The organism is Hymenobacter monticola (assembly GCF_022811645.1).
Taxonomy (GTDB): Bacteria; Bacteroidota; Bacteroidia; order Cytophagales; family Hymenobacteraceae; genus Hymenobacter; species Hymenobacter monticola.
The window spans coordinates 5,174,660-5,188,396 of the sequence record NZ_CP094534.1 but is presented as its reverse complement, the minus strand read 5'-3'; the positions used below and the strand labels follow the sequence as shown (position 1 = coordinate 5,188,396).

Genomic DNA, 13,737 nt, shown 5'->3' with positions numbered 1-13,737 from the left:
AGTAGAAGCAATAGGTTAAAAGAAAAGGCGACCCTTTAAGTCGCCTTTTCTTTTGGTAATAGGGATAGATTTTACTCCGCTGCCGGAGCCCCTGAGTCTTCCGGCTTTGGCCCGCGCTTGCGGTTGCGGCCACCACGGCTGCGGCGACGCTCACCTTCGGCTCGCGGCTCGCGTGTTTCACCTTCGGGGCGGGGCTCGCGCGGCGGACGGGCTTCACCCTCCGGCCGTGGAGCGCGGGGCTCACGCGGTTCGCGGGGCGGGCGGGCCTCGCCTTCCGGGCGTGGGGCGCGCTCGGGGCGGGGGCCCCGGTCGCGGCGCTCTTCGCCTTCGGGGCGCGGCGGCCGCTGGTAGGGCACAGCGGGCGCGTGGCCGGCGTCGAGGGCGGCCAGGGCGTTTTTGGCCGCGGCGAGGCGCTCCAGGTGCTTGGGGTCTTTGGGGTCGGGGGCGTCGCGGCGGGGCTTGCTGCCGTCGCGGCCACCGTCGCGTCCGCCCCGGCCGCCGCCTTCACGGCGCGGGCCGCGGTCGCCTTCGGCGCGGGGGCCACGGTCGCGGCCTCCGCCACCGCCGCTGCCGCCGCGGGCCGGACGACCGCCGATTTTGCCGCCCAGGCCGGCGAAGCGTTTGGGGTCGAACTCGGGGGCTTCGCCCAGGCCCAGCTCTTCGGTGATTTTTTGCTTCTCGATGTCGCGCTCGATGAGCTTTTCAATCTTCACCACCCGGTCCTGGTCCTGGTCGGAAATGAAGGTGATGGCCGTGCCTTTGGTAGCGGCGCGGGCGGTGCGGCCAATGCGGTGCACGTAGTCCTCGGCGGCGCGGGGAATGTCGTAGTTCACCACGTGGCTCAGCGAGTCGATATCGATGCCGCGGCTGAGCACGTCGGTGGCCACCAGAATGGGGAACTGCTTGTTTTTGAAGGCGCGCATGATTTCCTCGCGCTCCTCCTGGGTGCGGTCGGAGCTGATGCCGCGGGCCTCTATGCCGAGCTTGTTCACGGCCCGCACAATGCCGCCCACGGCTGCTTTCTGGCTGGTGAACAGCACCATGCTCTGCACATCCTGGGTTTTGATGATGTGCTCGAGGATGTAGATTTTCTGGCGGTCATACGCCATGTAAAATTGCTGGTCGATGCCGGCGGCGGGCTTGGATACGGCCAGCCGGATTTCATCGGGGTTCTGCAGAATCTGCTGCGAAAACTCCCGGATTTTCTGCGGCATGGTGGCCGAGAACAGCAGCGTCTGGCGCTCCTTGGGCAGCTGGCGCACGATGTTGAAGATGTCGTCGGAGAAGCCCATGTCCATCATCTTGTCGGCTTCATCCAGCACCAGGTACTTGATTTGGTCGAACTTCACGTAGCCCATTTGTAAGTGCGCAATGAGGCGGCCGGGCGTGGCAATGATGATGTCGGCCCCGGAGGTGAGGGCGCGCTTCTGCTGCTCCCAGTTTTCCGATTTGCCGCCGCCGTAGATGGCGATGCTGCTGGCTTCCACGTAGTAGCCGAAGCCCATCACCTGCTCGTCAATCTGGGTGGCTAGCTCGCGGGTGGGCACCAGAATGAGGGTGGTGGTGTGGCCGTGCTTGGCATGCGAAATCTTGTCGAGCAGCGGCAGCAGGTAGGCGGCGGTTTTGCCGGTGCCGGTTTGGGCGCAGGCAATCAGGTCTTTGCCTTCGATGATTTTGGGGATGGCCTGCTCCTGAATGGGGGTGGCCTGCTGGTAATTCATGGCGTCGATGCCGGCCAGCAGGTCGTCATGGAGGCTAAATTCGTGAAACGTCAAGGTTCAGCTAATGAGAGTTGTAAAAGGCTGACCGTGATGCCGTGGTCAGCAAACCGCTTGATTTGAGGTAAAGATAAGGCGGGCGGCGGGTGTTGCGTATTGGGCGTAGAATGAGCAGCAAGGAACGTCATGCCGAGCGCCGCCTAGGCATGACGTTCTTTACAGCGCTAGCTTTGCTTCCAACCCCGCGCCCATGCCCACCCTCGACCGTTTCTCCACCCAGGCCGCCGACTACGCCCGCTACCGCATTGACTACCCCACCGCGCTCTACGACTGGCTGCTGCCGCAGGTAGAAAGCCGCGAGCGGGCCTGGGACTGCGCCACCGGTAACGGCCAGGTGGCCGTGGTGCTGGCCGACAGCTTCGTGCGCGTGGACGCCACCGACCTCAGTGAGAAGCAACTGGCACAGGCCGCGCCGCGCCCCAACATTCACTACCAGCCAGCCCAAGCCGAGCACACGCTTTTCCCCGCCCAGCGCTTCGACCTCATCACCGTGGCGCAGGCCGTGCATTGGTTCGACCACGCCGCCTACCACGCCGAGGTGCGCCGCGTGGCCCGGCCCGGCGCCGTGCTGGCCGAGTGGGGCTACAACTTCTGCCGCACCGACAGCAGTGCCCTGAATGTGGCCCTCGACCGTTTCCACGACGAAACCTCCGCGCCGTACTGGGACGCCAACCGCTGGCACATCACCGATGAATACGCCCGCATCCCTTTCCCCTTTGCCGACGTGCAGCGGGCGCGCTTTGAAGAAAAGCGGCAGTGGACGGTGGCCGACATGCTGGGCTACCTGAGCACGTGGTCGGCCGCGGCCAACTACGCCAAGCAACACGACGGCGCCGACCTGGTGGCCTTGGTGGCCGATGAGCTGACGCAGCTGTGGGGGCCAGGGGCGCGGGAAATTACGTTTCCGGTATTCGTGCGCACGGGGCGGGTAGAATAATTTTCTTCCCGCCGCGTTGCTCCACCGCACCAAGCCTTATTTATGACCCTATTGGCTACCCAACTGCGGGCCGTGGCCTTATTCTACCGCAGCGTTGCGCCGTTCATGGTGGGGGTGTCGGCCCTGATACTGCTGGCCGTACTGCTGCCGGCCCTGGTCGAAGGCTGGGGTCGTAACCTGTTGCCCAAGTTGCTGCTAATCAAGCTGGCCACGGCGCCGGTGGTGTGGTACCTTTCCGAGCAGATGCGGCCGGGCCAATACTGGTTTTACTTTAACCTGAACATCTCCCGGCGGCGGCTGTGGGCCGGCGTGGTGGTGCTGGATGGCCTGTTGTTTGGGGTAGCGGCTCTGCTCATGCGGGCGGTGCTGGCATGAGCCAATTGCTTGATAATCCGACCGGTCCACAAGTGCTGGAAGCCGACGGCATCCGCATAGCCTTTGGTGGGCAGCAGGTGCTGGGCAGCGTTTACATGCGGGTGCAGACCGGTCAGATTGTGGGCCTGCTGGGCCGCAACGGCAGCGGCAAGTCGGTACTGCTCCAAACCATTTTCGGTGCCCGAACGGTGGCCGATGCCTCCGTGCGCCTGAACGGCCGACGCGTGGTGCCCGCCTTCCGCGAGCCTGGGCTGCTCAACTACCTACCGCAGGAGCCGCTGCTGCCGCCTTCGCTCACGTTGGCCCAGGCCGCGCGGCTGCTGGGAGTTGATATTGAAGCGGCCACGGTCCGGTTTCCGGAGCTGCAACCGCAGTTCGGCCAGCGAATCGGCGAGCTTTCGGGCGGCTCGGCGCGGCTGGTGCAGGCGCTGCTGTTGCTCCACGCCGATACGGCTTTTTCGCTGTTCGATGAGCCATTTTCCGGCGTGATGCCGGTACACGTCGAAACCTTGGCCGAAGAGATGCAGCGCCTCAGGCAGCGCAAGGGCCTGCTCATCACCGACCACCGCTACGCCGAGGTGCTGCCCCTCTGCGACGTGGTGTATCTGCTGCATCAGGGCCGCCTCCTGCGCTTGGATGGCGACGTGGGCGAGCAACTGCGCGACTATGGCTACCTCGCAAGCTGAGGTGCTTTGTGGCCTTCGCGCGTAGCTTGCCGTCCTTCTCACGTTGCCGTTATGGATTCTTCCCTTCCCTTTGCCCACCTCCGCGTGTTGGAGCTGGCTTCCGTGCTGGCTGGGCCGCAGGTGGGCCAATTCTTTGCCGAGCTGGGCGCCGAAGTTCTGAAAATTGAAAGCCCCGCCGGCGACGTCACCCGCACCTGGAAAACCAGCGCCGAAACCTCGGCTGCGCCAGCAGCTGCCGACGCCTCTGTTTCGGCCTATTTCGCCGCTTCCAATTGGGGCAAAACGTCATTGGTGCTCGACCTGACCACCGCCGCCGGCCAGGCCCAGTTGCACCTGCTGGCCGCCTCGGCCGACATTGTGCTGGCCAGCTACAAGCCCGGCGATGCCGAAAAGCTGCGCGCCGATTACCCAACCTTGTCGGCGGAGAACCCGCGCCTGATATACGGCCACCTTACCGGCTACGGCCCCGAAAACACCCGCGCCGGCTACGACGCCGTGCTGCAGGCCGAGGCTGGCTTCATGCACCTCAACGCCGCCGGCCCCGGCCACCCGCCCCAGAAAATGCCCGTGGCCATGATTGACCTGCTTGCCGCGCACCAGCTCAAGGAAGGATTGCTGACGGCCCTGTTTCATCGGGAGCGCACCGGGCGCGGCGCGCTGGTGCAGGTGAGCTTGCTCGACAGCGCCCTGGCCTCACTCGCAAACCAGGCCGCTACCCGCCTCGTCACGGGCCACGACCCGCAGCCGTTAGGCTCGGGCCACCCCAGCATTGTGCCCTACGGCACCGTGTACCGCGCCGCTGGCGGCCGCCAGCTGGTGCTGGCCGTGGGCTCCGATGGGCAGTTCCGCCACCTGTGCGCCGCGCTGGACCGGGCCGAATGGGCTGCCAACGCCCGCTTCCAAACCAACGCTGCCCGGGTGGCGCACCGGGCCGAGCTGGAGGCGCTACTCACCCAGCGCATTGCCGAGGTTAATGGCGACGACTTGCTGGCCGAGCTGGAGCGCCGGGCCGTGCCGGCCGGGGCCGTGCGCTCGGTAGGGGAGGCGCTGGCCCAGCCCTCGGCGCAGGCCATGCTGTTGCCGGGAGCCGGCGGGGTGCGGGCGGGCCTGCGCACGGTGGCATTTCGCAGCCCGCAGTGGCCGGAACGGGCGGAGTTGAACACGCCACCGCCTTTGAATTCGGCCAGCTACAGCCTGGAAAAACCATTGCCCTGAGTCCGGGCTGTAACTGTAGCCCTGCTTCCTTGCGTACGCTCAGCTAGTGAGCCGCACTGGAAAAGCATTTTCCGGTAGAAAGTACGGTCCTCGTTTCTCGTCGGCGCCGCCAGTTCAGGGCGCTCTATTCTTAGATAGAATGGCTAAATCATCCAGCAAAAAAGGAACCGAGCCCGAGTTGTTCGCCCCATCCGAAACAACCCCTGCTCCTGAACAGATGCCCACGGCGCCCGCCCGGAAAAAAGCGGCCAAACCGCGCAAAGAAGCTGACCCTAAGGGCACGGCTTCGCCCGCGGCGGCCCCGGAAACCGGCCATAGCGGCGCCACCGCCACCAACAACCAGCCCACCGCCGAAGCCGGCTCGCCCGTGGCCGCGCCCGCCGACCGCCTCGACCAGATTTTCGAAGGCCTCAAGCAAAAGTCGGTGGCCAAGCAGGCCATCTTCCGCAACACCCAGGCGGCCTTCGACTGCCTGCGGCTCGTGTCGCAGGAACTGGTGGTGGAACTCTCGCGCAAGCTCACGCCGCTGGATTCCAGCGTCATCATCGAATACCGCTCCGTGAACGACATGGAGTTTCAAATCAAGTTTTCGGGCGATTTGCTGGTGTTTGTGATGCACTCCAACGTCGTCACCTTCCCCGACGACTACGGCCCCATGCCCGGCAAATACGTGGAAGCCGACTTCCGGCGGCGCTTCTTCGGGCACATCATGGCCTACAACTTCATGGCCGACAGCATCAAATACCAGCGCCTCAACGACCCCGGCTACCTCGTGGGCCGCCTGCTGGTCAACATCGAAAACCACTACTACCTCGAGGGCGTGCAGCAGCTGGAACTACCGGATAACGACATGTCCGACAACCCCATCACGCCCGAAGCCATGCGCCTCTTTGTGGAAAGCGCCATGATTGCCGCCGTCAACAACGACCTCGTGGCCCCGCTGCTGCCCGAGATTCAGAAAATCAGCGTAAAGCAAAAGGTTGAAAATCAGCAGGTGAGCCGGGGAAGTAAGGTGGGTTTCAGCTTTTCGCACCAGCAGCCGCACGAGGCCTAGCCCATCCGCCTGTCATTGCGAGCGGAGCGAAGCAATCCGTCCTCTCTTTGTGACTCGCCTTCAGTTACGACAAGCACTAATAAAAAGCCCCGGCACTACACAGTGCCGGGGCTTTCTGGTAAAAGAACGTGTCTGGTTTTGACCGGACGGATTGCTTCGCTGCGCTCGCAATGACAACAGGCACCGACCGCACGCATCCTAACGGTAACTACGCCGGGCCGTAGCCCACCTTCTGGCGCACTTTGGCCAGCACGCCGGCGCCGTATTCCTGGGCCCGCCTGGCCCCAACGGCCAGCTTGGCATCCAGCTCCGGCAGGTTGTTCATGTAGAAGTTGAACTGCTCGCGCTCCGTGGCAAAGCGGCGCAGAATCAACTCGTAGAGTTCTTTTTTGGCGTGGCCGTAGCCGTAGCCGCCGGCCAGGTAGTGCTGGCGCATCGTTTCCGTCTCAGCCGGCGAGGCCAGCAGCGAGTAGAGCTTGAACGTGATATCGGCGTCCGGATTCTTGGGCGCTTCGAGCGGGGTGCTGTCCGAAATAATGCTTTTGATGGCTTTGAGCAGGTCTTTCTCGGGCTGGAAAATGTCGATGATGTTGCCGTAGCTCTTGCTCATCTTAGCGCCGTCGGTGCCGGGAATGGTCATCAGTTCGGCATCGACGCGGGCCTGCGGCGGCACCAGCGTGTCGCCGTAGCGGTTGTTGAAGGCGTTGGCAATGTCGCGCGCGATTTCGAGGTGCTGAATCTGGTCTTTGCCCACGGGCACAAACTCGGCGTCGTAGAGCAGGATGTCGGCCGCCATCAGCACGGGGTAGGTGAAGAGGCCGGCGTTCACGTCCGACAGCCGGTCGCTCTTGTCCTTGAAGCTGTGCGCGTTGGCCAGCATGGGGTAGGGCGTGAAGCAGCTCAGGTACCAAGTCAGCTCCGTCACCTGCGGCACGTCGGACTGCCGGTAAAACAGGTTTTTCTCGGTGTCGAAGCCGCAGGCCAGCCACGCGGCGGCCACAGCATAGGTGTTGGCGCGCAGCACGGCCGCGTCGCGCACGGTGGTGAGCGAGTGTAGGTCGGCAATGAAATACAGCGAGTCGTTGGCCGGGTTTTTCGACAGCTCGATAGCGGGCAGGATGGCGCCCAGCAGGTTGCCCAGGTGGGGGCGGCCCGTGCTTTGGATGCCGGTGAGAATGCGGGACATGCGGGTAATTAAGGAGTTAAGCGTACGCCTTGGTTGTAGGTGTGCACGGCGGCAGCAAGTTGGGCCCGGCTGACGGTATTGGTGGCAAATTGGCGTTGCAGGGCGGGGTCGGCCGGAAATAGGGCAGCTACGAAGCCGTCCGGCGCTAATTTCTGGTCGAACCCCGGCGTGCGGCCGGGACAGTATGCAAAGAACGTACTCGTGCCGGCTTTGCGCAGCACCGGCAGCTTCACGTGGGCCTTAAAATTAGGACCCATCTCCACCTGATAGTGGTAGTAAAACAGCTCCACCGGCCCGGTTTCCAGGATTTCGAGCAGCGTGGGGTCTTTGAAATCCGTATCGGTGCCGCTGAGGAAGCGGAAGTCATTCACCCGCACAAATCGGTGGTTGTCAACAGTGAAAGCCGTGACCTCAGCGGCTCGAAACCGGCGCTCCTTGCCGTTTTTCACGCCCACCATCATGGTTGGGCTGCCGTTTTCGGCCAGCTGCAGTTTAAGCGAAGCCTCGCCTTTGGAGCCATTTGCCAGTTGGTAAGTGCCCGGCGCAAAGTTGTATTGGGCGCGGACGGCAGCGGGCAATAGCACGGCCCCGGCCGCCAGCAGGAAAAAAGAAAGTCGCATCCCGGTGAAAGGACGGCGCGCGCTAAAAAGTTACACGCTGGCGTTTTCCACCGCTTCTTCCTGAAGCTCGGCCGTCTCTTCGGAACCCAGATACCGGTCAATCAGGAAATGCGCCAGGTAGAGCACCGGCGTGAGCAGAATAGCCGCCGCAAACTTATACCAGTAGTTGGTATTGGCTACCGAAATAACCTGGTCGAAGCTCCAGTTGCCAAACACATAAAAGGCCACGTAGAGCACTACGAACGAATCGACCAGCTGCGACACCAGCGTGGAGCCCGTGGCCCGCAGCCACACGTAGCGCCCGCCCGTGGCCTTGCGCAACGCCGCAAAAATGGTGGCATCGAGCACCTGCCCCACCGCAAACGCCACGATGGACCCCGTGATGATGCCCAGGCCCTGCCGGAAAATGCTCTGGTAGGCAAAATCGATGTTGAAAGGCCGCCCCAGGTTGTCGGTCTTGTTCACATCGAGCCAGAAAGCCGCCGGCGGCAACTTGGTGGTGAGGTAGATAACGCCAAAGGCGAACAGAATCAGGGCCATGGTGAGGTAGCTCACGCGCAGCACCCCGGCCTTGCCAAAGTACTCGTTGATAATGTCCGTCGTCACAAACACCACCGGCCAAATGAGCACGCCCGCCGTCAGGTTATCGTCGCGCCCCAGCAGCGGCAGCAGCGAGAATATCTTGACCCCAATGATTTCAGCCAAGAGCGCATTCACGATGAAAATGCCGCTGAGCACCAGGTAAAGCTGCTGTTTTTTGTGGGTAAAGGTGTCCATGCGAAAAAGCTACAAATTCACCGTCAGGCCTTCTAAAGCCAGTTCTGCCGCCGGATACACGGCCTGGGCCTCCTCCAGTAGCGGCCCCAAGGTTTTGTAGCGGCTGGAGAAGTGGCCGATGAGCAAATGCTTGGCGTGGGCCGCGACGGCCATGGAAGCCGCCTGGCGGGCGGTGCTGTGGTGCGTTTGGGCGGCCCGCTCGCGCAACTCCTCCAGGAAGGTAGCCTCGTGGTAAAGCAAATCGGCGCCCTGGATGAACTCGGCCAGGGCGGGCGTGTAGAGCGTGTCGGAAAAAAAGGCGTAGCGGCGTGGGGCGGGGGCGGGCGTTGACACGTCGGCGTGGCGCAGGCCGGGCTGCTGCTCGTCGGCCGGCAGGTCTTCACCCTGGGCTAGGCGGGCCAGCTGCGCGGGCGTGAGGCCGGGCGGCAGCTTCTCTTTCAGCAGGTTGGCCCGGCGCGGCTTTTCGGCAAACAGGTAGCCGGCACACGGAATGCGGTGGCGCATGGGCAGCGAGGACACCGTAATCAGCTCGTCCTCATACACCACGGCGTGCGCCTCGGTGTCGACGGGAAGGAACTCCATCACAAAGCCCAACTGCATGTTTGACACCCGCGCTTGCGTCACCAGCACCTCGTCGAGGCCGGGCGGGCCCACCACGGTGAGCGGCGCGGTGCGGCCCTGCAAGTGCATAGTGCCCAGCAAGCCAAACAGCCCGAAGTAATGGTCGCCGTGCAGGTGGGAGATGAAGACAGTGCGCAGGTGGTGGGGCCGCACCCGGTATTCGAGCATCTGCCACTGGGTGCCCTCTCCGCAGTCAATGAGGTAGCTGGCGGCGCCTACCGTGAGCACCTGCGCCGTGGGGTGGCGCCCGGCGGTAGGCGTGGCCGAGGCCGACCCTAATATCTTCAGCTCGAAGGTCATACGTTGAAAAAGCTGCAAGCCGCAAGCTATTGTCCTGGCTAAAAGCAGAACAGCAGCTTGCGGCTTGCAGCTTATAGCTTGCGGCTAAAAAATCTACTCCTTGTCCGTCAGGTCGCGCTCGATGGCGTGCAGAAACACGCGGTCAATGCCTTCTTCCACCGTGGGCAGGATGTGCAGCACCGATTCCAGCTTGCTGATGGTGATGAGCTTGAGCACGTGGTCTTGCAGGCCGGTGAGCACCAGCAGGCCGCCGGTGGAGTTGCACAAGCGGTTGGCAATCAGAATGGAGCTCAGGCCCGACGAATCCGTGTACTTCACGTTGGTGAGGTCCAGAATCAAATTGTTGATGCCTTCAGCGTTCAGCTTCACAAACTCCGATTTGAGGTCGGGCGCCACGGTGGTGTCGAGCTTCTTCTCCTCAATGGTGATGATGGTGTAGCTATCTTTTTTATCAATCGTGTACTTCATACAGCGTAAGCGGGGGGAGTAAGGGAACGGCGAAGGTAAAGAAAAAACCCAAAACTGCGGGTGAAGTTCGTTAATGTTTTGTGCCCGGCCGCAGGGGAGCCGCCGGCCCGGCAAACGTGAGCGAGGCCCAGGTTGATTGCCAGTCGGCGCGGTCGCGCAGCCGGGCCGGAGCCGGGCTCATATCCACTGCCGCCAGCAGGTACGGGCCCGGTCCGGACAAACGTAACAAAATCCGGCCGTTTTGGTTGGCGCGAGTAGTGTAATGCGTGGTGGGCAGGCCGCCCGGCTGGCGCTGCCACACCTGCACGGCCGCTCCAAAAGCCGGCTTGCCAGCACGCAGCACGCGCACGGTGAGGGATTTATCGAGGGCCACGCGGTAGGGGTTTTGCTCGGGCACCAGCTCCAGCGGCAGGCCGTACACGCGGCGGCAGGCGCTGTCGGTGGCGGGCGCGGTGGCGCCGGCTTCGCCCACCTGCACCAGGGCTTTCGCGCAACGGCGGTAGGTTTCGCGGCCGGGCAGAGCCATTTGCTCGTTTTCCTGGCGCAGCTTCAGGGCGTAGTCGAGGCCTTCTTCGCGCAGGTAGGCGGTGAACTGCTCGGCGGGTAGTTCCAGGAAAGAGTTGGTGGAGCGCAGGAGCACCACGTGGGTGCCGGGGTGCTGGAAATAAAAATCGGTGCGGAAGGTGTCGGTTTCGGCGGCGTTCTGAGGGGTGAGGCTGGTGCTGTCGGCCGGGGCAGGGCCGTAGCGCACCAGGCGCAGCACCTTGATGGCCTTGGTGGTCCAGGGTTTGCCCGCGAAGTCGGCACCGATGAAGGTGTGCACGTGGGCCGTGGCGCCGGGCGCGAGGCGGAAGCGCGGCGGCTCGAGCCAGAACTCGTGGGCGAGGGCGGCGCTGGCCAGCAATACCAGCAGTAAGCAACAGTAAAGCCTACGATTCATTATGGTAAATAGCTGGCTATTGCCACCAGTGTAGGATTCTGCGCCATTCATTTTTGGCGCTGTCAAACTGATAGGCGGCTCCCTTTAGCTGGTCAGCATTGGCATGGACAAGCGTTGCAAGGGTTTTCTGCTGCTTACTAATCTTGTATGGAAAATGGGCCACGTACTGCGTCAGAAAGTGGTCGATAACAAATTTGCCGGTCCGGTTTTGGATGTAGTAGTTGTAAGTTGGGCCACCGTTTCCGCCAGAGTCGTTTTTAGCAGCGAAATCGTCCTTGCCATCGAAATTAAAATCAGCGACGATGAAGTCGCCATAATCGTTATCGGTTGCTGGCGTATTCTTATTTGTACCAGTTGAATACGACCGCACCGCATTGCAGCGACGATAAACGTTGCTGAAAAAATGGGTAGATGGATAACTGATGTTTTGCAGCAGCTTTTGATTCTGTTTGTCAAACACCGAAATTGTAACCATGCACGAATCCCTGATGCTATCTGCCCGCTTGAATCTTTGGGAGGTGATTTTGAAAGTGTGGGTCTTGGACAAACCGGTGTGAACGCAGGTTTGTGCCCGTGTCTCAGCGGCGCAAATTGATAGGCAGCAGATTAGGAAATGCCTGTACATTTTGGCTTTGTCACAATAGAGGGCTGGTCACTTAGAACAGGACGGATTGCTTCGCTGCGCTCGCAATGACAGGCGATAACCACTACTGCCGTTCCAACGCCAGCGCGTAGGCCCGGTCGTAGTGCACGCGCAGGTTTTTCCAGTCGAAGAGCTCGGCGGAGCTTTCCACGGCGTTGCGCTGCATGATGCGCTCGCGGCGGTTGAGCTGCACGAAGTCCCAGAGCATGTTGCACAGCTCCTCGGCCGACTCGTCGAAGGATTTTTCCTGGCGGTGCACCACGAAAATGCCTTTCTGCTCGGGCTCCGGGATGGTTTGGAGCACGTAGTCGCCAAAGCCCGACAGGTCGGAGGTGATGGCGGGCACGCCGCGGGCCACGCATTCGAGCGGCGTGTAGCCCCAGGGCTCGTAGTAGCTTGGAAACACGCCCATGTGGCAGCCGCGCACAAACTGCCCGTACTCCATGCCCAGCAGGGGCGAGGCCGGCGACACAAAATCGGGGTGGTACACCATTTTCACCCGGTCGTGCTTGTGGTTGAGCAGGCTGGCCCGACGCATGAAGTTCAGGATGTCGTCGTCCTGGTCGTTCACCAGGTTGTGGGTGATGACGGGCGGCAGGGTGTTGGTTTTCCAGCTTTGCAGCGTGCGGCGGTAGCGCAGCTTCCAGTAGTCGTCCACCATAGCGCTGAGGTCGGGCAGCTTGTGGTCGGAGCTGGCGGCGGCGGCGTAGAACAGGCGCTCGCCCACCTGCCGCTCAATGGCCTGGCAGGTTTCGTGCACCTCGTCGAGCAGGGCGCGGCGCTCCAGCACCTGCGGGTTGATGCTGGTGTAGGGGCGCTTGGTGATGAAAAACATCACCACCTGGCCATCGAGCCCGCTTTGCTGAATGCGATGGTTGAGGCGGGCCAGGGCTTCCAAAGTCAAGTCAAAGCCCTTGTTGTGGTACTCGTAGCGGCCCGAGGTGAAGAAATACAGGGTCTTATCTAGGTCGAAAGCGTACGACTGGAAGAAGTGCGCCATCACGAATTCGTGAATTTTGGCCTTGTACTGCTGGTGCAGGTTCTGGAACTCGTGCAGGGCCACGAAGCGCTCGATGTTGAGGCCGTTGGGCAGCACCGCGTCGGGAATGCGGTCGAGCAGGTATATGCACTCGCGTACCGTCAGCTCGCTGACGGTGGTGAACACGTGGCTGCCGTGAGCGGCGGCGCGCTCCATGCGCACGGCTGGCTCGATGTTGAAGTGCTTGGCCTCTTTCTCCCAGTTCACCCACATGAGGTGGTCGTAGAAAGCGGGGTCGTTCATGGCCAAGTAGCGGCCGAGCAGCGTGGCGTGGGTGGTGAAGAGCAGGTGCGCCGGCACCTGCAGGCGCCGTAGCTCCGGAATGGCCACGCCGGTCATCCACTCGTGGAAGTGGCCCAGCAGGCGCTGCGCGGGCTTCACCTGCGCGGCCACGTGCTGGAAGAAGATGGTGGTGAGGTGCCCAAAGGCAATGACCTGGTGCAGCAGGTCGTCGTTATCGGGCGAAGGGATGCCGTGGCGCTGCCACAGGTCGGCCTTGTGCTGGCCCAGCTGGCCGTAGGCCTGGAAAGGGTTGATGAGCACTACGCGGGGGCGGCCGGTTATCAGCCAGGTGCCAATCTGCACGTCGTAGCCCTGGGCGCGCATGGTGCGCACGGCCGCCCCAAACGGGTCGGCGGCGGTGTGTACGGCCAGGTCGTCGTAGGGCTCAAACTCGCCCTGGGCCATGTTGGGGAAGTAGGGGCCCAGCAGGCAGTACCGGTCGCCCCACACGGGCACGGTGGCCGGCACCTTCGAGCGAATAACGGTGTAGATGCCGCCCACCTGGTTGCAGACTTCCCACGCCACTTCCACAAGCAGCGAATCGGGAAAGAGGGCGTCGGGGGCGGTGGCGGTGGTTGGCATACGGGTGGGGGCGAAGAACAGCGGGTTAGAACGTGGCGAAAGGTAAGCCGATTTAAGCAGCACCTGCCAACTGCGAGAGGCTTTTTTCGGGGATATAGGGTAATTATTGACGAGGCAGTAGTTGCCTAGCTACCGGTAGCATCAAGCGCCTCAACTAGGAACACGCTGTTTTTCGCCTGTCATCCTGAGCGTAGCGAAGGACCTTCTCACGTCCGAACGGCTACTGTTCAAGCG

Annotated in this window: 14 protein-coding genes; 5 read left to right on the top strand and 9 right to left on the bottom strand. The window is 62.4% G+C overall.

What is annotated here, in order from left to right; all coding sequences use genetic code 11:
* Positions 1–71: 71 nt before the first annotated feature.
* Complete coding sequence (locus tag MTP16_RS21795; protein WP_317244079.1) at positions 72–1,775, bottom strand: DEAD/DEAH box helicase; 1,704 nt, start codon at positions 1,773–1,775, stop codon at positions 72–74.
* A 193-nt stretch (positions 1,776–1,968) separates the two neighbouring features.
* Between MTP16_RS21795 and MTP16_RS21790 the strand changes: the two genes are divergently transcribed.
* From MTP16_RS21790 to MTP16_RS21770, 5 genes are all read left to right on the top strand, one after another.
* The gene (locus MTP16_RS21790) at positions 1,969–2,715 is read left to right on the top strand and encodes a class I SAM-dependent methyltransferase (protein WP_243513885.1); all 747 of its coding nucleotides are present in this window, start codon (positions 1,969–1,971) and stop codon (positions 2,713–2,715) included.
* A gap of 42 nt (positions 2,716–2,757) precedes the next feature.
* Positions 2,758–3,090: a hypothetical protein gene (locus MTP16_RS21785; protein WP_243513882.1), complete on the top strand. Its 333-nt coding sequence runs from the start codon at positions 2,758–2,760 to the stop codon at positions 3,088–3,090.
* Positions 3,087–3,776 (top strand): ATP-binding cassette domain-containing protein, encoded by a 690-nt coding sequence (locus tag MTP16_RS21780; protein WP_243513879.1) that lies wholly within the window; start codon positions 3,087–3,089, stop codon positions 3,774–3,776. The genes MTP16_RS21785 and MTP16_RS21780 overlap by 4 nt, the downstream gene beginning before the upstream one ends.
* A 51-nt stretch (positions 3,777–3,827) precedes the next feature.
* Positions 3,828–4,991: a CaiB/BaiF CoA transferase family protein gene (locus MTP16_RS21775; RefSeq protein ID WP_243513877.1), complete on the top strand. Its 1,164-nt coding sequence runs from the start codon at positions 3,828–3,830 to the stop codon at positions 4,989–4,991.
* Positions 4,992–5,130: 139 nt separating this feature from the next.
* On the top strand, positions 5,131–6,045 hold the full coding sequence (locus MTP16_RS21770) for a hypothetical protein (protein WP_243513873.1): 915 nt from the start codon (positions 5,131–5,133) through the stop codon (positions 6,043–6,045).
* A gap of 208 nt (positions 6,046–6,253) precedes the next feature.
* Here the strand turns inward: MTP16_RS21770 and trpS are convergent, their stop codons facing one another.
* The 8 genes from trpS to MTP16_RS21730 all read right to left on the bottom strand — a co-directional run bounded on the left by trpS (position 6,254) and on the right by MTP16_RS21730 (position 13,503).
* The gene (gene trpS / locus MTP16_RS21765; RefSeq protein ID WP_243513871.1) at positions 6,254–7,231 is read right to left on the bottom strand and encodes a tryptophan--tRNA ligase; all 978 of its coding nucleotides are present in this window, start codon (positions 7,229–7,231) and stop codon (positions 6,254–6,256) included.
* Between the two features lie 8 nt (positions 7,232–7,239).
* Positions 7,240–7,851, bottom strand: coding sequence for a hypothetical protein (locus tag MTP16_RS21760; RefSeq protein ID WP_243513869.1), 612 nt, complete (start codon positions 7,849–7,851; stop codon positions 7,240–7,242).
* Positions 7,852–7,881: 30 nt separating this feature from the next.
* Positions 7,882–8,628, bottom strand: coding sequence for a queuosine precursor transporter (locus MTP16_RS21755; RefSeq protein ID WP_243513867.1), 747 nt, complete (start codon positions 8,626–8,628; stop codon positions 7,882–7,884).
* A 9-nt stretch (positions 8,629–8,637) separates the two neighbouring features.
* Positions 8,638–9,549, bottom strand: coding sequence for a ribonuclease Z (locus MTP16_RS21750; RefSeq protein ID WP_243513858.1), 912 nt, complete (start codon positions 9,547–9,549; stop codon positions 8,638–8,640).
* Positions 9,550–9,642: 93 nt separating this feature from the next.
* A complete protein-coding gene (locus tag MTP16_RS21745; RefSeq protein ID WP_168675310.1) occupies positions 9,643–10,017 on the bottom strand; it encodes an STAS domain-containing protein in 375 nt (124 codons plus the stop codon).
* A 70-nt stretch (positions 10,018–10,087) separates the two neighbouring features.
* Positions 10,088–10,957, bottom strand: coding sequence for a DUF4198 domain-containing protein (locus MTP16_RS21740; RefSeq protein ID WP_243513856.1), 870 nt, complete (start codon positions 10,955–10,957; stop codon positions 10,088–10,090).
* A gap of 16 nt (positions 10,958–10,973) precedes the next feature.
* Positions 10,974–11,504, bottom strand: a complete 531-nt coding sequence (locus tag MTP16_RS21735) for an XAC2610-related protein (protein WP_243513854.1) — start codon at positions 11,502–11,504, stop codon at positions 10,974–10,976.
* A 160-nt stretch (positions 11,505–11,664) separates the two neighbouring features.
* Entirely contained in the window at positions 11,665–13,503 is a 1,839-nt protein-coding gene (locus MTP16_RS21730) for a glycosyltransferase (protein ID WP_243513852.1), read from the bottom strand.
* Positions 13,504–13,737: the final 234 nt, after the last annotated feature.